Source organism: Streptomyces sp. NPDC093984 (assembly GCF_044764595.1).
Taxonomy (GTDB): domain Bacteria; phylum Actinomycetota; class Actinomycetes; order Streptomycetales; family Streptomycetaceae; genus Streptomyces; species Streptomyces cynarae.
Genome location: NZ_JBIWIM010000003.1, coordinates 278,627 through 302,328 on the forward strand (window position 1 = coordinate 278,627; position 23,702 = coordinate 302,328).

At 70.5% G+C, this 23,702-nt stretch carries 19 protein-coding genes; 1 reads left to right on the plus strand and 18 read right to left on the minus strand.

Annotated features, from left to right (window positions below):
- Positions 1–7 precede the first annotated feature (7 nt).
- The 5 genes from ACIRC0_RS13455 to ACIRC0_RS13475 all read right to left on the minus strand — a co-directional run bounded on the left by ACIRC0_RS13455 (position 8) and on the right by ACIRC0_RS13475 (position 5,678).
- Positions 8–1,594 (minus strand): Na+/H+ antiporter, encoded by a 1,587-nt coding sequence (locus ACIRC0_RS13455; RefSeq protein ID WP_403616481.1) that lies wholly within the window; start codon positions 1,592–1,594, stop codon positions 8–10.
- An 84-nt stretch (positions 1,595–1,678) separates the two neighbouring features.
- Positions 1,679–2,155 (minus strand): GNAT family N-acetyltransferase, encoded by a 477-nt coding sequence (locus ACIRC0_RS13460; protein ID WP_403615346.1) that lies wholly within the window; start codon positions 2,153–2,155, stop codon positions 1,679–1,681.
- Positions 2,152–3,096: an RluA family pseudouridine synthase gene (locus ACIRC0_RS13465; protein ID WP_200416922.1), complete on the minus strand. Its 945-nt coding sequence runs from the start codon at positions 3,094–3,096 to the stop codon at positions 2,152–2,154. The genes ACIRC0_RS13460 and ACIRC0_RS13465 overlap by 4 nt, the downstream gene beginning before the upstream one ends.
- Before the next feature lie 84 nt (positions 3,097–3,180).
- Entirely contained in the window at positions 3,181–3,801 is a 621-nt protein-coding gene (gene lspA / locus ACIRC0_RS13470) for a signal peptidase II (RefSeq protein ID WP_403615350.1), read from the minus strand.
- A gap of 77 nt (positions 3,802–3,878) precedes the next feature.
- Positions 3,879–5,678, minus strand: coding sequence for a TraR/DksA family transcriptional regulator (locus ACIRC0_RS13475; RefSeq protein WP_403615353.1), 1,800 nt, complete (start codon positions 5,676–5,678; stop codon positions 3,879–3,881).
- 610 nt (positions 5,679–6,288) lie between these two features.
- On the opposite strand from ACIRC0_RS13475, the gene ileS reads away from it, so the two are divergent.
- The gene (ileS, locus tag ACIRC0_RS13480; RefSeq protein ID WP_403615356.1) at positions 6,289–9,435 is read left to right on the plus strand and encodes an isoleucine--tRNA ligase; all 3,147 of its coding nucleotides are present in this window, start codon (positions 6,289–6,291) and stop codon (positions 9,433–9,435) included.
- Positions 9,436–9,642: 207 nt separating this feature from the next.
- On the opposite strand, the gene ACIRC0_RS13485 is transcribed toward ileS, so the two are convergent.
- The 13 genes from ACIRC0_RS13485 to ACIRC0_RS13545 all read right to left on the minus strand — a co-directional run bounded on the left by ACIRC0_RS13485 (position 9,643) and on the right by ACIRC0_RS13545 (position 23,654).
- A complete protein-coding gene (locus tag ACIRC0_RS13485; protein ID WP_200416926.1) occupies positions 9,643–10,773 on the minus strand; it encodes a DivIVA domain-containing protein in 1,131 nt (376 codons plus the stop codon).
- A 52-nt stretch (positions 10,774–10,825) separates the two neighbouring features.
- Positions 10,826–11,116, minus strand: coding sequence for a YggT family protein (locus tag ACIRC0_RS13490; RefSeq protein WP_103839876.1), 291 nt, complete (start codon positions 11,114–11,116; stop codon positions 10,826–10,828).
- 52 nt (positions 11,117–11,168) lie between these two features.
- Positions 11,169–11,810 (minus strand): cell division protein SepF, encoded by a 642-nt coding sequence (gene sepF / locus ACIRC0_RS13495; RefSeq protein ID WP_366028437.1) that lies wholly within the window; start codon positions 11,808–11,810, stop codon positions 11,169–11,171.
- A 129-nt stretch (positions 11,811–11,939) separates the two neighbouring features.
- Positions 11,940–12,659 (minus strand): YggS family pyridoxal phosphate-dependent enzyme, encoded by a 720-nt coding sequence (locus ACIRC0_RS13500; protein WP_403615360.1) that lies wholly within the window; start codon positions 12,657–12,659, stop codon positions 11,940–11,942.
- Between the two features lie 6 nt (positions 12,660–12,665).
- Positions 12,666–13,394, minus strand: a complete 729-nt coding sequence (gene pgeF, locus ACIRC0_RS13505; protein WP_403615363.1) for a peptidoglycan editing factor PgeF — start codon at positions 13,392–13,394, stop codon at positions 12,666–12,668.
- Positions 13,391–14,578, minus strand: coding sequence for a cell division protein FtsZ (gene ftsZ, locus ACIRC0_RS13510; RefSeq protein WP_103839872.1), 1,188 nt, complete (start codon positions 14,576–14,578; stop codon positions 13,391–13,393). Before ftsZ ends, pgeF begins: the two co-directional genes overlap by 4 nt.
- A gap of 278 nt (positions 14,579–14,856) precedes the next feature.
- Positions 14,857–15,642, minus strand: a complete 786-nt coding sequence (locus ACIRC0_RS13515) for a cell division protein FtsQ/DivIB (RefSeq protein ID WP_403615366.1) — start codon at positions 15,640–15,642, stop codon at positions 14,857–14,859.
- A gap of 23 nt (positions 15,643–15,665) precedes the next feature.
- Positions 15,666–16,757 carry an undecaprenyldiphospho-muramoylpentapeptide beta-N-acetylglucosaminyltransferase gene (gene murG, locus ACIRC0_RS13520; RefSeq protein ID WP_403615368.1) on the minus strand — a complete coding sequence of 364 codons (1,092 nt, stop codon included), beginning with the start codon at positions 16,755–16,757 and terminating at the stop codon, positions 15,666–15,668.
- Between the two features lie 6 nt (positions 16,758–16,763).
- On the minus strand, positions 16,764–18,113 hold the full coding sequence (gene ftsW, locus ACIRC0_RS13525; protein ID WP_403615371.1) for a putative lipid II flippase FtsW: 1,350 nt from the start codon (positions 18,111–18,113) through the stop codon (positions 16,764–16,766).
- Positions 18,114–18,231: 118 nt separating this feature from the next.
- A complete protein-coding gene (gene murD, locus ACIRC0_RS13530; RefSeq protein ID WP_403615373.1) occupies positions 18,232–19,662 on the minus strand; it encodes a UDP-N-acetylmuramoyl-L-alanine--D-glutamate ligase in 1,431 nt (476 codons plus the stop codon).
- Positions 19,644–20,717 (minus strand): phospho-N-acetylmuramoyl-pentapeptide-transferase, encoded by a 1,074-nt coding sequence (mraY, locus tag ACIRC0_RS13535; protein WP_403615375.1) that lies wholly within the window; start codon positions 20,715–20,717, stop codon positions 19,644–19,646. The genes murD and mraY overlap by 19 nt, the downstream gene beginning before the upstream one ends.
- Positions 20,714–22,129, minus strand: coding sequence for a UDP-N-acetylmuramoyl-tripeptide--D-alanyl-D-alanine ligase (murF, locus tag ACIRC0_RS13540; RefSeq protein WP_403615377.1), 1,416 nt, complete (start codon positions 22,127–22,129; stop codon positions 20,714–20,716). The genes mraY and murF overlap by 4 nt, the downstream gene beginning before the upstream one ends.
- 4 nt (positions 22,130–22,133) lie before the next feature.
- Positions 22,134–23,654 carry a UDP-N-acetylmuramoyl-L-alanyl-D-glutamate--2,6-diaminopimelate ligase gene (locus ACIRC0_RS13545; RefSeq protein WP_403615380.1) on the minus strand — a complete coding sequence of 507 codons (1,521 nt, stop codon included), beginning with the start codon at positions 23,652–23,654 and terminating at the stop codon, positions 22,134–22,136.
- Between the last annotated feature and the right edge of the window lie 48 nt (positions 23,655–23,702).

Genomic DNA, 23,702 nt, shown 5'->3' on the forward strand with positions numbered 1-23,702 from the left:
GAGCGTGTCAGCGCAGACTGCGGACGTCCAGGTGGCGCAGCACCCGGTCGACGATCTCCGGGTCGGCACCCGGTTCGCTGCGTGCCGCCAGCACCTCGTGGCGTGCCGCGCTCAGCATCTCCCCGTGGATCCTGCGCACCCTCTTGATGCGCCGGGCCCGCTGCTCGTGCGCCTCCCGCCGCTCCTCGTCCCCGAGGTCGGGGCTGATGCGGGCGCCGATGTCGAAGGCCCGCCGCAGCAGCTGCTCGGACAGCTCGTCCGGCAGCTCCTCGACCTGCTCGATCTCCTTCAGCCTGCGCTTCGCCGCCTTGGCCGCGCGGACCGCCAGCGCGTGCTCGAACTCCTTTTCGCTCTCCGTGTCGGCCCGCACGTTCAGCTTCCGCACCAGCCACGGCAGCGTGAGCCCCTGGAGCACGAGCGTGGCGATGATCACCCCGAAGGCGATGAAGACGATCTCGTCCCGGCCGGGGAAGGGCGATCCGTCGTCCATGGTCAGCGGAATGGCCAGGGCCAGCGCCACCGACGCCACGCCCCGCATCCCCGACCACCACATGACGACGGTCTCCCGCCAGGACACCGGGATTTCCTCGTCGTAGTCCCGTTTGGCGTGCAGCCGCTTGGTCAGCCAGGTCGCGGGCAGCAGCCACGCGAGGCGGACGAACACCACGACGGCCACGATCGCGGCGGCCCAGCCGAGCATCTCGCCCCACCGCCCGGACGCGGTCTGGATCGCGTGGTGCAGTTCCAGCCCGATGAGCCCGAACGCGATCCCGGTGACCAGGGTGTCCACGACGTCCCAGAACGTGTGCCCGGCGAGCCGCATCAACACATCGTCCGGATCGGCGGCGTACTCGGCCAGGAACAGTGCGGTGACCAGCACGGACAGCACACCCGAGCCGTGCAGCTCCTCGGCCAGGACGTACGAGGCGTACGGCACGAGGAGCGTCAGCCCGATCTGCAGGGTGGCGTCGCCGAGCAGGTCGAGCAGCTTGTTGGCGGCCCAGCCGAGGGCGAGCCCGACGGCGAGGGCGACGACCGCGGAGAGCGCCAGTTCGAGCAGGGCGTGCGGCAGCGAGAACGTTCCGCTGACGGCGGCGGCGATCGCGACGTGGTAAAGCACGATCGCCGTCACGTCGTTGAACAGGCCCTCGCCCTCCAGGATCGACACCAGGCGGCGGGGCAGCCCTAGCTGTCCCGCGACGGCGGTCGCCGCGACCGGGTCGGGCGGCGCGACCAGGGCGCCGAGCGCCACCGCCGCGGCGACCGGGAGCCCCGGCACGACCTCGTGGGCGACGGCGGCCACGCACACGGTGGTGACGAACACCAGCGCGACGGCCAGCAGGAAGATGGGGCGCTTGTTGGCCGCGAACTGCCGCCACGAGGTGCGGCGCACCGCCGCGTACAGCAACGGCGGCAGCAGCGCGGGCAGGATCAGCCCGGGCGGGATGCTGACGTTGGGCACGAAGTCGAGCAGGGCGAGCACGATCCCGAGCAGGGTCATCAGCACCGGCGCCGGCAGCCGGAGCCGGTCCCCGACCGGGACGCTCACCACGGCCCCGAGCAACAGCAGCAGGAACAGGGCCAGTTGGTCCACGGTGAGCGCTCCGGGAAGTTCGACGTTCACACAGCAGGTCTCAAGCCTGCCATGCCACCCTTCTCACCCGTTTTTCCGGCTTCACTACAGAGAGCGCCGCATCGATCGGTGCGGTATCCCCGCGTCGGGGAACTCCGGCCCGTACGCCGCGTAGCCCAGCCGCTCGTAGAAGCCCAGCGCTTGGGTCTGCGCGTGCAGGTCCACCGCCGTCAGACCACGCGCGCGTGCCGCGTCCTCGATGGCCCGCACAAGCGCGGCGCCGACGCCAAGGCCGCGGGCCTCCCGCGTCACCGCCAGCCGCCCGAGCGAGCCCACGGACGCGTCGCCGCCGTTCTTGGCGGCGGCCGCCTCCCCGTGCAGCAGCCGACCCGTTCCGAGCGGCACTCCGTCCTCCCGGACGGCCAGGACGTGCACGGCAGTGGCGTCATAGGCGTCGTACTCGATGTCCTCGGGCACACCCTGCTCGCCGACGAAGACCTCCTTGCGGACCGCGAAGCACGCCTCGCGGTCGGCGGGTTCCTCGGCGATCCGCACGACGTACCCGGCGTTCCCGGCGCTCATGCCCAGCTCTCCTCGCGCACCTTGTCCAGCGCCTTCTGCAGGTCGGCGGGGTAGGCGCTCTCGAACTCCACCCACTGCCCGTCCCCCGGGTGCTCGAAGCCGAGGCGCACGGCGTGCAGCCACTGGCGGGTCAGGCCGAGCCGTTTGGCGAGCGTCGGGTCCGCGCCGTACGTCAGGTCGCCGACGCACGGGTGCCGGTGGGCGGCCATGTGGACGCGGATCTGGTGGGTGCGCCCCGTCTCCAGCTTGACGTCGAGCAGGGACGCCGAGCGGAAGGCCTCGAGCAGGTCGTAGTGCGTGACGGAGGGCTTGCCGTCGGCCGTGACCGCCCACTTGTAGTCGTGGGTGGGGTGGCGGCCGATGGGTGCGTCGATGGTGCCGCTGGTCGGGTCGGGGTGGCCCTGGACGAGCGTGTGGTAGCGCTTGTCGACCGTGCGCTCCTTGAACTGGCGCTTGAGCGACGTGTACGCGTACTCCGACTTGGCCACCACCATCAGGCCGGACGTGCCGACGTCGAGACGGTGGACGATGCCCTGGCGCTCGGCGGCGCCGGAGGTGGAGATCCGGTAGCCGGCCGCCGCCAGGCCGCCGATCACGGTCGGGCCGGTCCAGCCGGGGCTGGGGTGCGCGGCGACGCCGATCGGCTTGACGATCACGACCACGTCCTCGTCGTCGTGCACGATCTCCATGCCCTCGACCGGCTCGGCCACCACCTGCACCGGCGCGGGCGCCTGCGGCATCTCGACCTCGAGCCAGGCGCCGCCGCGCACCCGCTCCGACTTGCCGACCACGGCGCCGTCGACCTGCACCTTGCCCGCCGCGGCCAGCTCCGCGGCTTTGGTGCGGGAGAAGCCGAACATGCGGGAGATGGCGGCGTCGACGCGCTCGCCCTCCAGGCCGTCGGGCACGGGCAGGGTACGGATCTCGGGAAGCGTGCTCACCCGTCGAGTATGCCGGACGGGCCCCCCGGCCCCGAGAGCAGCCTGTGGACAGCGGCCTCCGCCCTTGTGGACAGCCCCGCGATCTCAGTCCTTGTGGACGGTGCCGTCCGGGTCGAGCCCGCGGAAGGACAGCAGCACGATGAGGATGCCGCCGCAGACGATCGCCGAGTCGGCCAGGTTGAAGACGGCGAAGTGCTTGGGCGCGATGAAGTCGACGACCGCGCCCTCGAACACGCCCGGCGAGCGGAAGATCCGGTCGGTGAGGTTGCCGAGCGCGCCGCCGAGCAGCAGACCGAGGGCGATCGCCCAGGGCAGGCTGTAGAGCTTGCGGGCGAGCCGGGCGATCACCACGATCACCGCGGCCGCGATCACCGTGAAGATCACGGTGAAGGCCTCACCGAAGCCGAAGGCCGCACCCGGGTTGCGGATCGCCTCGAACTTCAGCCAGTCCCCGATGATCTCGATCGGCTCGTGGTGCTCCAGCTTCGCGACCACGATGAGCTTGCTGATCAGGTCGAGGGTGTAAGCGAAGGCGGCGACCGCGAACAGGACCGCGATCCGGCGCCTGCCCCTGGGGCGCTCGGCGGCGCCGGAACCCGGCTCCTGGGCTCCGGCGCCCTCGGCCGGGGCCCGCCCGTCGGACTGCTCCGGCCCGGCCGCGTCTGGGATGTCCGGCGTACCGATGATGCGCTCCGCCTCTGCCACGTGAATCCCTCAACCTAGGTGCCCTGACTGGACGAGACTACGACACCACCGCGCCGGATCACGTGTTCAGGCGGGGCTCATGGGCGGCGTTCCCGCTTCTGCTTGCATTCCACGCACAGGGTGGCACGCGGAAAGGCCTGCATACGGGCCTTGCCGATGGGGTTGCCGCAGCTCTCGCACAGGCCGTAGGTGCCGGAGTCGAGACGTTCCAGGGCGTGTTCGGTCTGTTCGAGCATCTCCCGGGCGTTGTGGGCGAGCGCCATCTCGTGCTCACGGGTGATGTTCTTGGTGCCGGTGTCCGCCTGGTCGTCGCCGGCGCCGTCCCCGGAGTCACGCATCAGGCCGACCAGCGCCTGTTCGGAGGCGTCGATCTCGCCGCGCAACCGCGTGGCCTCGGACTCCAGCTCGGCGCGCGCCTCGGCCACCTCCTCGGGGGTCCACGGGTCCTCTCCGGGGCGCACCGCCAGTTCCCCGGGCTCGGCCGCGGCGATCCTCGCCTTGGGGACCGCGGTGGGGCCCGTGTCCGCCGTGGCCGTCCCAGGAGTCTTCTTCGCAACCACCGTCGTGGCTCCCGTCTGCTTCGCGGCCTCGACCTCGCTCGCCTTCTTGGCCGTGCTCTTCTTGGCCGCACTCTTCGTGGGGGTGCTTTTCGTCGTGCCGCCCTTCGCGGCGCTCTTGTCGGCAGCGGCCTTGGAGGGGGCTGCCTTTTCGGCGGCGGCTTTCTTGGCCGCCGCCTTAGGAGTGACGGCCTTCTTGGCCGCCGTCTTCGAGGTGACGGCCTTCTCGGCCGCCGCCCTCTTGGCAGCGGCCTTCTTCGCTGCCGCCTTCTTCGCGACGGTGCTGGTCACCGGAGCCTCCTTGCCGGGCGCCGCCTTCTTCGCCGCCGCCTTCTCGGGAACAGTGCCGGGTGCTGCCGCCTTCCTGGCGGCGACACCCTTGGTTGCCGCCTTCTCGGCCGCCGCCTTCTTGGCCGCCGCCTTCTTCGGGACGGTCCGCTCGGCCGCCGCCTTCTCGGCCGCCGCCGCCTTCTCGGCGACGGTCTTCCTGGCCGACGCCGTCCGGGTGGTGGTCTTCTTCGCCACCGCCTTCTTCCCGGTGGTCTCCTTCACCACCGCCCTTTTCGCGACGGTCTTCTTACCGGCGGCCTTCTTCGCCACCGTCTTCTTCGCGGTGACGCTGCTCGCCGCCTCCTCCTTGCCGGCGGCGCCGGTCACCGCGGCCTTCTTCGGGGCGGACTTCTCGGCCTCCGCCTCGGGAGGGGCTTTCCCGGCCGCCGCCCTGCCGGAGACGGACTTCTTCGCCTGCGCCTTCTTCCCGGCGGCGCTCTTCTTCACCGCCGTCTTCCTGGCGACGGTGCCGGTCGCCGTCGCCTTGCCGGGCGCCGCCTTCTCACCCGCCGGCCGCTCGGGGTCGCCTTCCTTCCTGGCCGCCTTCCTGGAGGGTGCCGCCTTCGACTCCGTCCGGCGGGTGCCGGCCTGCCCGGCGGTCGCCTTGCTGGAGGCCGTGCTCTCACTGGTCCGCTCGCCCGTCCCGGCAGCCGTCGCCCTCATCGCGCCCGGCCCCTCCGAGGCGTTCACCAGGTCCGTCGCCCCACCGGGGGCGGCGGTCGCCGCTCCAGCGGCCCTGGGCGCCGCCGTGCTCCTTCCCTGCGCCCCCGTCCCCCCGGCCCTGTGCGCACCTTTTCCGGCCCCGGCCCCGGCCCCGGCCCCGGTGGCAGCCTGGCCCGGCCGGCCGGCCGCCCCCACCGTCCGCCTCGCCCCCGCCGTATGGGTGGTCTTCTTTCCGTCCACGTTCCTGGCCGCCACACCGCCGGAGGCAGCCGCGCCCGTGGTTCTGCCGGACACCGACTGCTGTACGGCGGTCTTCTTCACCACCATGGCCGCGGCCCCTTCACATATTGTGATCTTGCGCGCGAGTCGTGCTGGGACGATAAATCGACTTCTGGCCCGCGGCAACGGGGCACGCCCGCGAATCGCCCGCCACGCGCGTGCCCCGCGGCGAGCCTGCATCCGTTGTGCCCAGCTCTCAGCCCGGTAATCCGCCAGACCCCCGCTCCCCGAATCCGGCATGCCGGCGTCTCGCCATTCGGGTCACCCGCGGGCCCGTCGCACCCCCGGCCGCCGGAGCGGGAAATCCGGTCGGCCGCCGTCCGTGCGGCGCCGTACACTGGGCGGAGCGAAAAGCGTGGATGGGGACGAGTAGCGGCGTACGCAGCCCAGAGCGACCCGGGGACGGTGTGAGCCCGGGGGCGAGCGCGACGTGAAGATCACCCCGGAGCCGCCGGAAGAACGCCCCAGCGAGAGCCCAGGGGCCAGTAGAACCGGCTTCGCGACCCCAATGAGGGGGCTCACCGGCGCGTACGGCGCACCGGGGGGCCAAGGAGGGTGGTACCGCGGGAGCGCGCCGCACACGGCGTACGGAGAATTCTCGGAATTCCCGGCTCTCGTCCCTCCGACGGAAGGCAGCACGTCCGCCGGAGGAAGATCGATGACGCAGTACCGCCAGGTGCCCGCCCAGGTCGACCTGCCCGCGCTCGAGCACGCGGTGCTCGACTTCTGGCGCGAGCAGAAGATCTTTGCCAAGAGCCTGGAGCAGTCCGAGGGCCGCCCCGAATGGGTGTTCTACGAGGGCCCGCCCACGGCCAACGGCATGCCGGGCGCCCACCACATCGAGGCCCGCGTCTTCAAGGACGTCTTCCCGCGCTTCCGCACCATGCGCGGCTACCACGTGGCCCGCAAGGCCGGCTGGGACTGCCACGGTCTCCCGGTGGAGCTGGCGGTCGAGAAGGAGCTCGGCTTCAGCGGCAAGAAGGACATCGAGGCGTACGGCATCGCCGAGTTCAACGCCAAGTGCCGCGAGTCCGTGCTGCGCCACACCGACGCGTTCTCCGAGCTGACGACCCGCATGGGCTACTGGGTCGATCTCGACGAGGCGTACGTCACGATGGAGCCCGAGTACATCGAGTCCGTCTGGTGGTCGCTGAAGGAGATCTACAAGAAGGACCTGCTGGTCCAGGACCACCGCGTCGCCCCCTGGTGCCCCCGCTGCGGCACGGGCCTGTCGGACCACGAGCTGGCGCAGGGGTACGAGACGGTCGTCGACCCGTCGGTCTATGTCCGTTTCCCGCTCACCTCCGGTCCGCTGGCCGGCGAGGCCGCGCTCCTGGTGTGGACGACGACCCCCTGGACGCTGGTCTCCAACACCGCGGTCGCCGCGCACCCCGAGGTCACCTACGTCGTCGCGACGAAGGGCACGGACGGCGCAGAGAAGCTCGTCGTCGCCGAGCCGCTCGTCGGCAAGGCACTCGGCGAGGGCTGGGAGACCACGGGCCAGACCTTCACGGGCGCCGAGATGGAGCGCTGGACGTACCAACGTCCGTTCGAGCTGGTGGAGTTCCCGGAGCCGGCCCACTACGTGGTGAACGCCGAGTACGTCACCACCGAGGACGGTACGGGTCTGGTGCACCAGTCCCCCGCCTTCGGTGAGGACGACCTGAAGGTCTGCCGCGCGTACGGCCTGCCCGTCGTCAACCCGGTGCGCCCCGACGGCACCTTCGAGGAGGACGTCCCGCTGGTCGGCGGCATCTTCTTCAAGAAGGCGGACGAAAAGCTCACCGCGGACCTCCAGCAGCGCGGCCTGCTCTTCAAGCACATCCCGTACGAGCACAGCTACCCGCACTGCTGGCGCTGCCACACCGCGCTCCTCTACTACGCGCAGCCGTCCTGGTACATCCGCACCACCGCCATCAAGGACCGGCTCCTGGAGGAGAACGAGAAGACCAACTGGTTCCCCGAGACCGTCAAGCACGGCCGGTACGGCGACTGGCTGAACAACAACATCGACTGGGCGCTGTCCCGCAACCGCTACTGGGGCACCCCGCTGCCGATCTGGCGGTGCGAGGACGACCACCTCACCTGCGTCGGCTCCCGCGCGGAGCTGACCGAGCTGACCGGCACCGACCAGTCGGAGCTGGACCCGCACCGCCCGTACATCGACGAGGTCACCTTCGCCTGTCCGCAGGACGGCTGCGGGAAGACGGCCACGCGCGTGCCTGAGGTCATCGACGCCTGGTACGACTCGGGCTCGATGCCGTTCGCGCAGTGGGGCTACCCGTACAAGAACAAGGAGCTCTTCGAGTCCCGCTACCCGGCGCAGTTCATCTCCGAGGCCATCGACCAGACCCGCGGCTGGTTCTACACGCTGATGGCGGTCGGCACCCTGGTGTTCGACAAGTCGTCGTACGAGAACGTGGTGTGCCTGGGCCACATCCTGGCCGAGGACGGCCGCAAGATGTCCAAGCACCTGGGCAACATCCTGCAGCCGATCCCGCTGATGGACCAGCACGGCGCGGACGCTGTCCGGTGGTTCATGGCGGCCGGTGGCTCCCCGTGGGCGGCCCGCCGCGTGGGCCACGGCACGATCCAGGAGGTCGTCCGCAAGACGCTCCTCACGTACTGGAACACGGTCGCCTTCCAGGCCCTGTACGCCCGCACGTCGAACTGGGCGCCGAGCGAGGCCGACCCGGCCCCGGCCGACCGCCCGGTCCTGGACCGCTGGCTGCTGTCGGAGCTGCACGCGCTCACCGACCAGGTGACGCAGGCGCTGGAGGCGTACGACACCCAGCGCGCCGGCAAGCTGCTGTCCGCGTTCGTCGACGACCTCTCCAACTGGTACGTCCGCCGCTCCCGCCGCCGCTTCTGGCAGGGCGACAAGGCCGCGCTGCGCACGCTGCACGAGGTCCTGGAGACGGTGACGAAGCTGATGGCGCCGATCACCCCGTTCATCACCGAGCGGGTGTGGCAGGACCTGATCGTGCCGGTGACCCCGGGCGCCCCCGAGTCGGTGCACCTGGCGTCCTGGCCGGAGGCGGACCTGTCGGCGATCGACCCGGAGCTGTCGCAGCAGATGGTGCTGGTGCGCCGTCTCGTGGAGCTGGGCCGTGCCACGCGCGCGGAGTCGGGTGTCAAGACGCGTCAGCCCCTGTCGCGTGCGCTCGTCGCGGCGGCCGGCTTCGAGTCCCTGGACAAGGAGCTGCACACGCAGATCACGGAGGAGCTGAACGTCTCGTCCCTGGCGTCCCTCTCCGAGGTCGGCGGTTCCCTGGTCGACACCACGGCGAAGGCGAACTTCCGGGCGCTGGGCAAGCGGTTCGGCAAGCGCGTCCAGGACGTGGCCAAGGCCATCGCGAACGCCGACGCGGCGGCGCTGTCCCTGGCGCTGCGCGAGGGCACGGCGTCGGTGGAGGTCGACGGCGAGACCGTCACCCTCGCCCCGGACGAGGTGATCATCACCGAGACCCCGCGCGAGGGCTGGTCGGTGGCGTCCGACTCCGGTGCCACGGTCGCCCTCGACCTGGAGATCACCGAGGAGCTGCGGCAGGCGGGCCTCGCCCGTGACGCGATCCGGCTGATCCAGGAGGCCCGCAAGAACAGCGGCCTGGACGTCGCCGACCGCATCGCGCTGCGCTGGACCGCGACGGACCCGGCGGTCATCGCGGCCCTGACCGAGCACTCGGGGTTGATCGCCGAGGAAGTCCTCGCCACGGACTTCGCCCAGGGCGAGGCGGACGAGACCTACGGTGAGCCGTTCGCCGACGAGGGCCTGTCCCTGACCTTCCGCCTGCGCAAGGCGTAAGACACGCCCGAAGGCCCGGGCCCGCCGAAAAATCCCGGCGGGCCCGGGCCTTCGGCGTTGCGTCCGTACGCACAGCCGCTCCCCGTTCCGAACACGGGCGCCAGGGACTTCCCACGAAAGAGATGCCACACGAAAGGGCGGGGCCCCGGATCGAGATCCGGGGCCCCGCCCTGAACGCTGCCGACGCCTACGGCGTCTTCACGACCCTCAGTTGTCGTCCTCGTCGATGAGGAACCCGCGCATCGGCGAGGGCGCCTGGCCCATCGGCGACGGGCCCTGCGGACGGACCGGCGCCATCGGCTGGGTCATCGCCGGGGACATCTGCTGCTGGCCGCCGTAGGACGGAGCGGACGGGGCCGGAGCACCGCCCATCGTCTGGTTGCCGCCGTACGACGGGGCGCTCGCGCCCGCCGGGGCCATCGACGGCGCCGACGGCGACGGCAGGGAAGCCGTGGCCGGGGTGCGCGGCGGGGCCAGCGAGTCGTCGGCCTGGGTCTCCAACTGACGCAGCTGCGACTCCAGGTACGACTTCAGGCGGGTGCGGTACTCGCGCTCGAAGCCGCGCAGGTCCTCGACCTTGCGCTCCAGCGTGGCGCGGGCGGACTCCAGGGAACCCATCGCGACGCGGTGCTTCTCCTGCGCGTCCCGCTCCAGGGCGTCCGCCTTGGCACGGGCGTCGCGCTCCAGACCCTCGGCGCGGCTGCGGGCCTCACCGACGATCTTGTTGGCCTCGGCGCGGGCCTCGGCGATCGCCTGGTCGGCGGTCTGCTGGGCCAGCGAGAGAACACGCGCGGCGCTGTCGCCACCGGGACCCTGGCCGGGCATGCCCGGACCACCCATGGGGCCGCCCATCGGACCGCCCATGGGGCCACCCATCTGCTGCTGCATCGGGGGCTGGCCACCCATCGGCCCCTGACCCATCGGACCCTGGCCCATCGGACCCGGTCCCTGGGGACCACCCTGACCGCCGCCGGGGCCGGCCGGCAGCTGCGGGGCACCGCTCGGCAGCTGGGGCGGGCCACCCATGGGGCCGCCCATCTGCTGCTGCGGCGGGCCCGATATCCCGGCGGGAACGGGCGCCCCGGGACCGCGCATGCCCTGCTGCTGATGCTGCTGGTCCTGGCCCTCCGGGGGCTTGCGCATGTTCTGCTGGTTCTGCGCGGCGGCACGAGTGGCGGCGGCCAGTTTGGCGCGCAGGTCCTCGTTCTCCCGCAACAGGCGGGTCAGTTCGGCTTCGACCTCGTCGAGGAAGGCATCGACCTCGTCCTCGTCATAGCCTTCTCGGAGGCGGACGGTCGTGAACTGCTTGTTCCGAACGTCCTCGGGGGTCAGCGGCATGTCTTCACCTCAACGTAGTCATCGGCAGTCGGCAAGACCGTATCGTCCACATTCACCTCGCGAAGCTGCCCACGATCGAGATCAGGATGTAGACGATGATCATCAGTACGAAGAAGGACAGGTCGAGCGCCACGCCCCCGAGACGCAGCGGCGGGATGAACCGCCGCAGAAGCTTCAGCGGTGGATCGGTGACAGTGTAGGTGGCCTCCAGAACGACCACCATCGCCTTGCCGGGTTGCCATGAGCGGGCGAACTGGAAGACGTAGTCCATGACCAACCGGAAAATCAGCACGACGAGGAAGCACATCAGCGCGATGTAGACAACCTGTAGGAACACGCCCATGGTCCGCGCTTCCCTCTCCCCTGCTCCCGTGCCGTCTTTCCGGTCGTGCGTCTCAGCTCTGGTTGAAGAACCCGCCCTCTGCGATGCGGGCCTTGTCCTCCGCCGTGACATCGACGTTAGCAGGCGACAACAGGAACACCTTCTGCGTCACCCGCTCGATGCTGCCGTGAAGACCAAACACCAAACCGGCCGCAAAGTCGACAAGTCGCTTCGCATCTGTGTCATCCATCTCAGTCAGATTCATGATCACAGGAGTGCCCTCACGGAAGTGTTCCCCGATGGTACGGGCCTCGTTGTAGGTCCGGGGGTGAAGCGTGGTGATCCGGTACGGCTCTCGTTCGGACACGACCTTGGGCATGATCACCGGTGCGTTCTTCTCCAGACTCTGGCGTTCTTGTGTGATGGATGCCACGGGCGCGATGCGGGCAGGACGCCCGGATTCCGCGGGTAGCGAAGCGGAAGGGGACACCGGGTCGCGGGGTGCCGGCGGCTGCACCACGCGTACCGATTCGTCCCTTTGGGACTGAAGTGCCTGGTGCGCCTGGTGAGTCGGTTCGTGCCGCCTGCGGTCCCGCTCGGGCTCCGGATCGAGCTCGGGCTCGAAGTCGTCATCGGGGTCGAACCCCCGGCCGTCGTACCCATCGTCCTCCACGAGGCCGAGGTAGACCGCCATCTTGCGCATCGCGCCGGCCATGCTCTGAGTCCTCCGCTCTGTGGTGGATCGGCTGACGACTGCCAAGTGCCCGCGATCCACGAGGTCGTTACGCCCGCCTATCAGCGGTAATGACCATATTTTCTGCTGTGGTCCGACTTCTTGGCGACGTTACCCGAGCCTGGGTCGGACTCCGAGTACCGCAGTGCCGACGCGCACATGTGTCGCCCCGGCCGCAACGGCCTCCTCGAGGTCCGCACTCATTCCTGCCGAGACCATGGTGGCAGCCGGATGGGCCCTGCGCAGGTCGGTCGACAAATCCATGAGCCGCTCGAACGCCGCCCGTTGACGCCCCGCGTACTCGCCGGTGAGCGGCGCGACCGTCATCAGGCCGTCCAGCCGCAACCCCGGCGCGTTCGCGACGAGGTCGCCCAACTCTTCGATTCCTTCGGGCGCCACACCTCCGCGTTCCCCTCGGCCGCTCGCTCCCGCGTCGAGCGCGACCTGGATGAGACAGCCCACCTCGCGCCCGGCCCGTACGGCCTCCTTGGACAGGGCCGTCACCAGCTTGGAACGATCGACGGACTGCACAAGATCCGCGTAACCGACCACGGATCGCACCTTGTTGGTCTGCAACTGACCGACAAAATGCCACGAAAGCGGCAGATCCGAGCAAGCCGCCGCCTTCGGTGCCGCGTCCTGATCGCGGTTCTCGGCGACGTGCCGCACACCGAGTTCCGACAGGATCCGCACATCGGAGGCGGGATAGGTCTTGGTGACCACGATCAGGGTCACCTCCTCGCGCTTGCGCCCGGCGGCCGCGCACGCGGCGGCAATCCGATCCTCCACCTTCGCGAGGTTTGCGGCGATGTGATCCCTACGGTCCGTCATGTCCCATCAGTCCAGCCAGACATAGCCCGCGAGCCGCCCGGTCCTGCGGTCACGGCGGTACGAGAAGTGATCGTGCGACTCCAGTGTGCACACCGGCGACTGCGCCCGGTCGCGCACCCCGAGCCGGTCGAGCTGCGCGTGCACGCCGGCGGTCACGTCGACCGCGGGAGTGCCCCAGCTCGTCTCGGCGTGCGCCGCCGGTTCGACGGCGGACACCTCGGCGCGCATCGCCTCCGGCACCTCGTAGCACCGGCCGCAGACCGCGGGTCCCGTGCGGGCGGCGATCCGGGACGGGTCGGCGCCCAGTTCCATCATCGCGCGGACGGCGGCGGGGACGACTCCGGCGACCATGCCGGGCCGGCCGGCGTGGGCGGCGGCCACGATGCCGGCGACCGGGTCGGCGAGCAGGACGGGAGTGCAGTCGGCGGTGAGCACCGCGAGGGCGAGACCGCGCCGGGCGGTGACGATCGCGTCCACCTCGGGCACCCGGTTTTCACCCCAGGGGGCGTCCACCACGGCCACGTCGGCACCGTGCACCTGGTTCATCCACACCACCCGGGCCGGATCGAGGCCGAGCGACTTCGCGGCCAGCTCCCGGTTGGTGCGTACGGCCTCGGGGTCGTCGCCGACCGCGCCGCCGAGGTTGAGCTCCTCGTACGGAGCGGCGCTCACCCCGCCCCACCGGTCGGTGAAGGCGAAGTGCGCGCCGCTCAGGGTGTCGCGCTGTCCTATCACTTGAGGAAGTCCGGAACGTCCAGCTCCTCGGCCGCGCTGTCCGAGTAGGTCCGCGACGGCGGCACCGACGGCGGGGGCACCGGGAGGTCGGCCACCGGCTCCGGGGCGGGCTCCGGGGCCTCCTTCGGCGTGACGCTGCCGAGCGAGCCGAAGGACGGCCGGCTCTCGGCGGGGCGGACCGGCTCCTCGCGCTTGAGCGAGGACGAGCCGAGGACGTTCTCCCGCTTGGCGGGGGGCTGGCCGCCGTCGAAGCCGGCGGCGATCACGGTGACCCGGACCTCGTCGCCGAGGGCGTCGTCGATCACGGCACCGAAGATGATGTTGGCCTCGGGGTGGGCGGCCTCGCTCACCAGCTGGGCGGCCTCGTTGATCTCGAACAGGCCGAGGTCGGAGCCGCCGGAGATGGACAGCAGCACACCGCGGGCGCCGTCGATGGACGCCTCGAGGAGGGGCGAGGAGATCGCCATTTCGGCCGCGGCCACCGCGCGGTCGTCGCCGCGGGCCGAGCCGATGCCCATGAGGGCGGAACCGGCCTCGGACATCACGGACTTGACGTCGGCGAAGTCGAGGTTGATCAGGCCGGGCGTGGTGATGAGGTCGGTGATGCCCTGGACACCGGAGAGCAGGACCTGGTCGGCCGACTTGAAGGCGTCGAGGACCGAGACCTGGCGGTCCGAGATGGACAGCAGCCGGTCGTTCGGGATGACGATGAGGGTGTCGACCTCTTCACGGAGGGCCGCGATGCCGTCCTCCGCCTGGTTCGCCCGGCGCCGTCCCTCGAAGGTGAACGGGCGCGTGACCACGCCGATGGTGAGCGCGCCGAGCGAGCGCGCGATGTTGGCCACGACGGGCGCGCCGCCGGTGCCGGTGCCGCCGCCTTCACCGGCCGTGACGAAGACCATGTCGGCCCCCTTGAGGACCTCCTCGATCTCCTCGCGGTGGTCCTCGGCGGCCTTGCGGCCGACATCCGGGTTGGCCCCGGCCCCGAGTCCGCGCGTGAGTTCCCGGCCGACGTCCAGCTTGACGTCGGCGTCGCTCATCAACAGAGCTTGCGCGTCGGTGTTGATGGCGATGAACTCGACGCCCTTGAGACCGACCTCGATCATCCGGTTGATGGCATTGACACCACCGCCGCCGACACCGATGACCTTGATGACTGCGAGGTAGTTCTGCGGTGCTGCCACGTCGAAGGCCTCTCGCCTCGAATTACGTTGCCGTCGACCCGCGGCTTCCCGCGGACCGACGGCAGATGCCGAATGGGACGGTCCGAACGCCGACCCGAACCCTAACCCTGAAGTTTAGGGTTACCAGTGTGTCTGTTCCTTGGACTCTTCCGAACAGGACACTAAGTCGACAAGTGGCGCCCGTTCAACGAACACGCCGAACCTCCCGCTTTTCTTTTCACCCTATGTGATCAGCCGTAGCAGTGCCCAACCAGGGTGCTGGCCTGCGCGGATGTGCGTCAACTCCCCGATGACGCCGGGGCGGTGGGAACGCTGACATCGAAGTGGCGCGCGCCGGACGCGGCTTTCATCAGCGCGGTGAGCGCGGTGGCCTTCGCGCGGCCCCTCTCGCTGCTGCCCCACAGCACGGTCCGCCCGCCGGTCAACTCCAGGGAGATGGCGTCGTAGGAACGGACTCTGACGGTCCGGATGTCCCGCTTGACGCCGGCCGGTACGTCCTGCGCCACGAGGGCGGCCTCGCGGACCATCCGGTCGGTGCCGAATCGGCGCCAGCCGGCCGACTTGGACACCGTCAATTCCAGAGCCGGGATGCCGTTCGGGGCCTGCGAAACCGTGGCGAACCGTACACCCTCCCTGTCCACTTCGACGAACTTTCCGCCGTTTTTGATGACCAGAACCGGAGTACGTTCAGTCACTTTCAGCCCGATTCCATGGGGCCAGGAGCGGACGGCGTCAATCGTGTCAATTCGGGGCAGTTTCCGGCGCACACGCGCCTCGATCACCTCGGTGTCGACGGAAATCAGCGGCGATCCGATCCGTACTCCGGCTGCCTCGCGCACCTGCGCCGCGGTCAGGACCCTGGTTCCGGAGACGGACACATGCTCCACGCGCAGCCACGGGGAGCCGTACAGCAGCCAGAGCGAGCCGCCGACCGCCAACACCGCCGCCAGCGAAAGGATGATGAGCATACGAAGGGTGCGCAGACGCCCGAGGCGGGTCGGCCGGGGCGGGCCGGGCCGAACCTGCTTCCGCTCACCACGCTCGGCGGTCGTCGGTCCGGCCACGGTTCCTGCCTTCCCTCAAGCTGTTACTGGTGGCGCGAGGCGATCGCCTCGTACACCATGCCGACCAGCAGTTCGTCGGCGTCACGGCGGCCGAACTCGCTGGCGGCACGGGACATCTGGTACAGCCGGTGCGGGTCGGCGAGCACCGGCAGGACGTTCTGCTGGACCCACTCCGGCGTGAGTTCCGCGTCGTCGACCAGCAGTCCGCCGCCGGCCTTGACCACCGGCTGGGCGTTCAGCCGCTGTTCGCCGTTGCCGATGGGCAGCGGGACGTACGCGGCCGGTAGCCCGACGGCGGAGAGTTCGGCGACGGTCATCGCGCCCGCGCGGCAGAGCATCATGTCGGCCGCGGCGTACGCGAGGTCCATCCGGTCCAGGTACGGTACCGGGATGTACGGGGGCATCCCCGGCATCTGGTGCACCTGCGGCAGTTCGTTCTTCGGGCCGACCGCGTGGAGGATCTGGATGCCGGACTGCTGGAGGTACGGGGCGACCTGCTGGACGACCTCGTTGAGCCGGCGGGCGCCCTGCGAGCCACCGGAGACCAGCAGCGTCGGCAGGTTCGGGTCGAGACCGAAGGCGGCGCGGGCCTCGGGCCGTACGGCGGAGCGGTCCAGGGTGGCGATGGAGCGGCGCAGCGGGATGCCGATGTAGCGGGCGCCGCGCAGCTTGCTGTCCGGGGTGGAGACGGCGACCTGGGCGGCGTACCGCGAGCCGATCTTGTTGGCGAGGCCGGGGCGTGCGTTGGCCTCGTGGATGACGATCGGCACGCCGAGGCGCTTGGCGGCCAGGTAACCGGGCAGTGCGACATAGCCTCCGAAGCCGACGACGGCGTCCGCCTTGGTGCGCTCGATGATCTGCTCGGCCGCCTTGATCGTGCCCCGCAGCCGCCCGGGGACCGTGATCAGCTCGGGCGTCGGCTTGCGCGGCAGCGGGACGGCGGGGATCAGCGCGAGTTCATAGCCCCGCTCGGGGACGAGCCTGGTCTCCAGCCCGCGCTCCGTGCCCAGGGCTGTGATCCCCACGGTGGGATCCTGCCTGCGCAGGGCGTCCGCGAGGGCGAGCGCGGGCTCGATGTGGCCGGCGGTCCCCCCACCGGCGAGTACGACATGCACCGAAATTCACCGCTCTCCGGACGAACGCGCCGCCGAGGCACGCCGTCGCATCGTGTTCCATCTCCGAGGCCCCCGGTCAGACACAGAGCCTCCCGCCCGCTTTCTACCAAAGCGGGGTTGCCGCATCGCAAGCGCCGCCCGCGCAGCGGGCTCGTCGCGCGCGAAGGCGATCAGCAGCCCGATGGCGAACATGGTCGGCAGCAGGGCGGATCCTCCGTAGGAGAACAGCGGGAGCGGGACGCCGGCGATCGGCAGCAGGCCGAGCACCGCACCCATGTTGATCACGGCCTGGGCCATGATCCAGGTGGTCACGCCTCCCGCGGCATACCTCACGAAGGGATCCTCCGTGCGTCCGGCCACGCGGATACCCGCATAGCCTAGAGCCGCGAAGAGGGCCAGTACCGACAGCGTGCCCGCGAGGCCGAGTTCCTCACCGGTGACGGCGAAGATGAAGTCCGTGTGCGCCTCGGGGAGTTGCCCCCATTTCTCCACACTCGCACCGAGCCCGGAACCGAAGATTCCGCCCGAGGCGAGGGCGTAGAGGCCGTGCACTCCCTGCCAGCAGATGTCGTTCGGACCCAGGTCGGTCGCGCCGATGCAGGCCAGGCGGTTCAGGCGGTGCGGGCTGCTCTCGATGGCGAGGGCGCCGAGCACCACGGCGACGCCCAGCACGCCGGCGAACAGCCGCGTGGGCGCCCCGGCCAGCCACAGCAGTCCGAACAGGATCGCGGTCAGGATGATCGTCGTACCCATGTCGCCGCCCAGCATGATCAGCCCGAGCAGCAGGAACGCCATCGGAACGAGCGGCACCAGCATGTGCTTCCACTGCGTGAGCAGCCGCTTGTCCTGCTTGCGCGCGATCAGGTCGGCGCCCCACAGCACGAGCGCGAGCTTGCCGAACTCGCTGGGCTGGATCTGGAAGGAGCCGCCCAGCGAGATCCAGTTCTGGTTGCCGTTGACCGCCATGCCCACCCCCGGCACCTGCACCAGGACGAGCAGGAAGAGGGCACCGGCCAGGATCGGGTACGCCAGCGCCCGGTGCAGCTTCACGGGCATCCGCGAGGCGACGAGCATCAGCAGGGCCCCGATCGCGGCCGCCAGGAACTGCTTGCGGAAGAAGTACGACCCGGGCAGCGACATCTGCAGCGCGGTGATCTGGGAGGCCGAGTAGACCATCACCAGACCCAGCACCGTGATCAGCAGACTGCTGCCGAGGATCAGGTAGTACGCGGTGAGGGGCCTGTCCCAGGCCCGCCGGGCCCGCGCGACGAGCCGGGTGAGGGCGTTGTCGCGCGGCGGCGGGGCGGTGGAGGGGCGCTTGGGCGCACGCGGCGTGGTACGGCTACTTGTCGCCACCGGTCACCTCATCGTCGCTGTGACACCGGCGGATCGCCGCCGACGAATCACCAGCCACATTCGACTCACGAGTCCCTCCAAGGGTCCCCAGGCCACCGGCGGTGGCCGAGACCCGGCGTCAGGCGCCCGCGCCCTCACCGAGTTCGCGAACGGCCTCCGCGAACGCATCCCCACGCTTGTTGTAGTTGGCGAACATGTCCATCGAGGCACAGGCCGGGGCCAACAACACGGTGTCACCCGCATGCGCCAGCTTCCGCGCCTCGGCCACAGCCGCCCGCATCGCCCCAGTGTCGGTCCGTTCGAGGTCCACCACGGGTACTTCCGGCGCGTGTCGCGCGAGGGCTTCACGGATCAGCGCCCGGTCCGCACCGATGAGCACCACACCCCGAAGCCGCTTGGCCGCGCCCGCGACCAACTCGTCGAAGGTCGCCCCCTTGGCGAGCCCGCCCGCGACCCACACGATCGACTCATAGGCCGCCAACGAGGCTTGCGCGGCATGCGTGTTGGTGGCCTTGGAGTCGTCGACGTAGGCGACGCCGTCCACGTCCGCGACGTGCGCGATGCGGTGCGCGTCCGGCCGGAAGGCGCGCAGGCCGTCCCGTACTGCCTTGGCGGGCACCCCGAAGGCGCGCGCGAGGGCCGCCGCCGCAAGGGCGTTGGCGATGTTGTGCGGGGCGGGCGGGTTGACGTCGGAGACCTCCGCCAGCTCCTGCGCGTTCTTCTGCCGGTCCTCGACGAAGGCGCGGTCCACCAGAATGCCGTCCACGACGCCGAGTTGGGACGGCGCGGGCGTGCCCAGCGTGAAGCCGACGGCCCGGCAGCCCTCCTCGACGTCCGCCTCGCGCACCAGGTCCTCGGTGGCCTTGTCGGCGACGTTGTAGACGCAGGCGACCCGATTGCCCTCGTAGATACGGCCCTTGTCCTTGGCGTAGGCCTCCATCGAGCCGTGCCAGTCGAGGTGATCGGGCGCCAGGTTCAGCACCACGGCGGAGTGGGCGCGCAGCGACGGGGCCCAGTGGAGCTGGTAGCTCGACAACTCCACCGCCAGCACGTCGTACTTCTCCTCGCCGAGGACGACGTCGAGCAGCGAGACCCCGATGTTGCCGACGGCGGCCGTACGCAGGCCCGCCGCCTTCAGGATGGAGGCGAGCATCTGCACAGTCGTGGTCTTGCCGTTGGTGCCGGTGACCGCGAGCCAGGGGGCGGCGTCGGGGCCGCGCAGCTGCCAGGCGAGCTCGACGTCGCCCCAGACCGGCACGCCCGCCTGCGCGGCGGCGGCGAACAGCGGCTTGTCCGGCTTCCAGCCGGGCGCGGTGACGATCAGCTCGGTGCCCTCGGGCAGGGTCGCGCCGTCACCGAGCCGGACCGTGATCCCGAGCGCCTCCAGCTCCGCGGCCTGCGCCCGGGCGCGCTCGTCGTCGCCGTCGTTGACGACGGTCACGACCGCGCCGAGACCGTGCAGCACCTTGGCCGCCGGGACGCCCGAGACGCCGAGCCCGGCGACGGTGACGTGCTTGCCCTGCCAGTCGGTCACTTTTCCGCTGCCCATCCTGCATAGAAGATGCCCAGTCCGACGACCACGCAAATACCCTGGATGATCCAGAACCTGACCACCACCAGGACCTCGGACCAGCCCTTGAGCTCGAAGTGGTGCTGGAGCGGCGCCATCCGGAAGACCCGCTTACCGGTGAGGCGGAACGAGCCGACCTGGATCACGACGGACATGGTGATCAGGACGAACAGGCCGCCCAGCAGCGCGAGCAGCAACTCGGTGCGGGAGCAGATCGCAAGGCCGGCCAGCGCGCCACCCAGCGCGAGCGACCCGGTGTCGCCCATGAAGATCTTGGCGGGTGAGGTGTTCCACCACAGGAAGCCCAGGCAGGAGCCCATCAGCGCGGAGGCGACGATGGCGAGGTCGAGGGGGTCGCGCACCTGGTAGCAGGCCGACGGGTTGGTCAGCGTCATGGCGTTGGCGCAGGACTCCTGGAACTGCCAGACGCCGATGAACGTGTACGCGCCGAACACGAGCACGGACGCGCCGGTCGCCAGGCCGTCGAGACCATCGGTGAGGTTCACGCCGTTCGACATCGCGAGGATCATGAACAGCGCCCAGATGACGAACAGCACCGGGCCGATGGTCCAGCCGAAGTCCTGCACGAAGGAGAGCTTGGTGGAGGCCGGGGTGTTGCCGTGACTGTCGGCGAACTGCAGCGCCAGCACCGCGAAGGCGATGCCGACGATCAGCTGTCCGGCCATCTTGGCCTTGGCGCGCAGACCGAGCGACCGACGCTTGACGATCTTGATGTAGTCGTCGAGGAAGCCGACCAGGCCCATGCCCGCCATCAGCGCGAGCACCAGCAGCCCGGAGTAGTTCGGCGGGTAGCCGGTGATCAGCTTCGACAGGAAGTACGCGGCGATGGTCGACAGGATGAAGGCGATGCCACCCATGGTCGGCGTACCGCGCTTGCTGTGGTGCTCGCGCGGGCCGTCGTCGCGGATGTACTGGCCGTAGCCCTTGCGGGCCAGCAGCTTGATCAGCAGCGGGGTGCCGATCAGGGTCAGGAAGAGGCCAATGACTCCTGCGAACAGGATCTGCTTCATCATCGGGCGGCAACCTCACCCTCGGCACCGGTCTCGAGCAGCGCCTGCGCCACGCTCTCGAGCCTGACCGACCGGGACGCCTTCACGAGTACGACGTCTCCCGGGCGCAACTCGCTGCGCAACAGGTCGATCGCCGCCTGTGCGTCGGACACGTGCACCGACTCCTCACCCCACGAACCCTCGTTATATGCGCCCAGTTGCAGCCAGGACGCTTCCCTGCCCCCGACCGCGACGAGCTTGCTGACGTTGAGCCGGACGGCGAGCCGTCCGACCGCGTCGTGCTCGGCGAGCGCCTCGTCCCCGAGCTCGGCCATCTTGCCGAGCACCGCCCAGGTCCGCCGTCCCCGGGCCATGGCGGCCAGCGCGCGCAGGGCGGCCTTCATGGACTCCGGGTTGGCGTTGTAGGCGTCGTTGACGATGGTCACGCCGTCAGGGCGCTCGGTGACCTCCATCCGCCAGCGGGAGAGGGAGCCCGCCTCGGAGAGCGCGACGGCGATCTCGTCTGCGGACATGCCCAGCTCATGGGCGACGGCGGCCGCGGCGAGCGCGTTCGACACGTGGTGCTCACCGTACAGGCGCATGGTCACATCGGATGCACCGGAGGGTGTGTGAAGCCTGAAGGCGGGCTGTCCGCTGTCCGTGAGTCTCACGTTCTCGGCGCGTACGTCCGCTTCGTCGGACTCTCCGAAAAGGATCACCTTCGCCTTCGTACGGGAGGCCATGGCACGCACATACGGGTCGTCGGCGTTGAGGACCGCGATGCCGCCGGCGTCCGAGGAGGGCAGGCTCTCGACGAGTTCGCCCTTCGCCTGTGCGATCTGTTCGCGGCCGCCGAACTCGCCGATGTGGGCGGAGCCGACGTTGAGCACGACACCGACCTTCGGCGGGGTCAGCTCGGTGAGGTAGCGGATGTGGCCGATGCCGCGGGCGCCCATCTCCAGGACGAGGAACCTGGTGTCCTCGGTGGCGCTGAGGGCGGTCAGCGGCAGCCCGATCTCGTTGTTGAGCGAGCCGGGTGTGAACACGGTCGGCGCCTTGCGCCGCAGCACCTGGGCGATGAGGTCCTTGGTGCTGGTCTTGCCCGCGGAGCCGGTGAGGGCCACGAGGGTCGCCCCCAGCCGTGAGACGACGTGACGCGCGAGGGCGCCGAGGGCGGCCTGGACCTCGTCCACGACGATCGCGGGCACGCCGACGGGGCGCGACGCCAGGACGGCGGCGGCACCGGCCTCGACGGCCGCCTGCGCGAAGTCGTGGCCGTCCACGCGTTCGCCGACGAAGGCGACGAAGAGGCAACCGGGCCCCACCTCGCGGGAGTCCCGGACGACCGGCCCGGTGACCTGGACGGACGGGTCCGGTATGTCATGCGTCTGCCCGCCGACGACTTCTGCGATCTCGGCGAGGGAGAGGGCGATCACAAGTTCATCCCTGGGTCTTCTGGATAGCTTCGCGAAGCACCTGGCGGTCGTCGAAGGGACGGACCACTCCGGCGATGTCCTGGCCCTGTTCGTGGCCCTTGCCCGCGACGAGCACGGTGTCCCCGGGCCGCGCGCGGGCGACGGCGGCTTCGATGGCGGCGGCCCGGTCCTCGAAGACCTGGACCTCGCCGCGCTCGTGCGCGGGCACGGACGCGGCGCCCTGGAGCATGGTGGCGAGGATCGCGAGGGGGTCCTCGGAGCGCGGGTTGTCGGAGGTCAGTACGGCGGTGTCGGCGAGCCGGGCGGCGGCGGCGCCCATCGGGGCGCGCTTGGTGGTGTCACGATCGCCGCCGCAGCCGATGACGACGTGCAGCCTGCCCTCGGTGACCTTGCGCAGGGCGCGCAGCACCGATTCCACGGCGTCGGTCTTGTGGGCGTAGTCGACGACCGCGAGGTAGGGCTGCCCGGCGTCCACGCGTTCCAGGCGCCCGGGGACGCCCGGTACGGCGGCGACGCCGTCGGCGGCGGTCTGCGGGTCCAGCCCGGCCTCGGCCAGGGCGACGATCGCGGCGAGGGTGTTCGCCACGTTGAACGGGCCCGGCAGCGGCGACCTCGCGGCGATTCGCTGCTCCTTGGGGCCGATCACGGTGAACGTGGAGTCCAGCGGGCCGATGTGGACGTCCTCGGCATGCCAGTCGGCGTCCGGGTGGCCCTCGGCGGAGTACGTGACGACCGGGACGCCGGCCTCCTTGGCGAGCCTGCGGCCGTACTCGTCGTCGAAGTTGACCACGCCGAGCCTGCTGCGCTTCTCCGTGAACAGCTGCGCCTTCGCCCGGTAGTAGTCCTCCATGTCGGAGTGGAACTCCATGTGTTCCGGGCTGAGGTTGGTGAAGACGGCGACGTCGAACACGCAGCCGTCGACGCGGCCGAGGACCAGCGCGTGGCTGGAGACCTCCATGGCGACGGCCTCGACCCCGCGCTCGCGCATGACCGCGAACAGGGCCTGCAGATCGGTGGCCTCGGGGGTGGTGCGCTCGGACTTGATGCGGGTCTCTCCGATGCGCATCTCGACCGTGCCGATGAGTCCGGTGGAGCGGACCGTCTTCAGACCGCCCTCGACCAGGTAGGCGGTGGTGGTCTTGCCGGAGGTGCCGGTGATGCCGATCTGGAGCAGGTCACGGCCGGGGTGGCCGTAGATCGTGGCCGCCAGCTCGCCCATCCGTGCGCGGGGGTCGTCGACCACCAGGACCGGCAGGCCGGTCGCGGCGGCGCGCTCGGCGCCCGTCGGGTCGGTCAGCACGGCGACCGCGCCGAGTCCGGCGGCCTGGGTGACGAAGTCGGCGCCGTGCGCTCGGGCGCCGGGCAGGGCGGCGTACAGGTCGCCGGGGCGCACGGCGCGAGAGTCGTGGGTGATGCCCGTGACCTCGGCGGCGCCCTCCGGGGCGGTGACACCCAGCTGGCCGGCGAGCTCCGCGAGGGGTGTGGCGGAGACGTGATGCGGCCTGGGCGGTCCCGGATATGTCACGGAAGCGCCCTTCTGAGTGGTGGGGGACTGATCAGCGTGTGGCACGGC

Bases quoted from the DNA above. Each gene is read 5' to 3' on its own strand.
- ACIRC0_RS13460 (WP_403615346.1), bottom strand. From the start codon at position 2,155: ATGAGCGCCGGGAACGCCGGGTACGTCGTGCGGATCGCCGAGGAACCC.
- ACIRC0_RS13475 (WP_403615353.1), bottom strand. From the start codon at position 5,678: ATGGTGGTGAAGAAGACCGCCGTACAGCAGTCGGTGTCCGGCAGAACC.
- ileS (WP_403615356.1), top strand. From the start codon at position 6,289: ATGACGCAGTACCGCCAGGTGCCCGCCCAGGTCGACCTGCCCGCGCTC.
- ACIRC0_RS13485 (WP_200416926.1), bottom strand. From the start codon at position 10,773: ATGCCGCTGACCCCCGAGGACGTTCGGAACAAGCAGTTCACGACCGTC.
- ACIRC0_RS13490 (WP_103839876.1), bottom strand. From the start codon at position 11,116: ATGGGCGTGTTCCTACAGGTTGTCTACATCGCGCTGATGTGCTTCCTC.
- sepF (WP_366028437.1), bottom strand. From the start codon at position 11,810: ATGGCCGGCGCGATGCGCAAGATGGCGGTCTACCTCGGCCTCGTGGAG.
- ACIRC0_RS13500 (WP_403615360.1), bottom strand. From the start codon at position 12,659: ATGACGGACCGTAGGGATCACATCGCCGCAAACCTCGCGAAGGTGGAG.
- murD (WP_403615373.1), bottom strand. From the start codon at position 19,662: ATGGGCAGCGGAAAAGTGACCGACTGGCAGGGCAAGCACGTCACCGTC.
- mraY (WP_403615375.1), bottom strand. From the start codon at position 20,717: ATGATGAAGCAGATCCTGTTCGCAGGAGTCATTGGCCTCTTCCTGACC.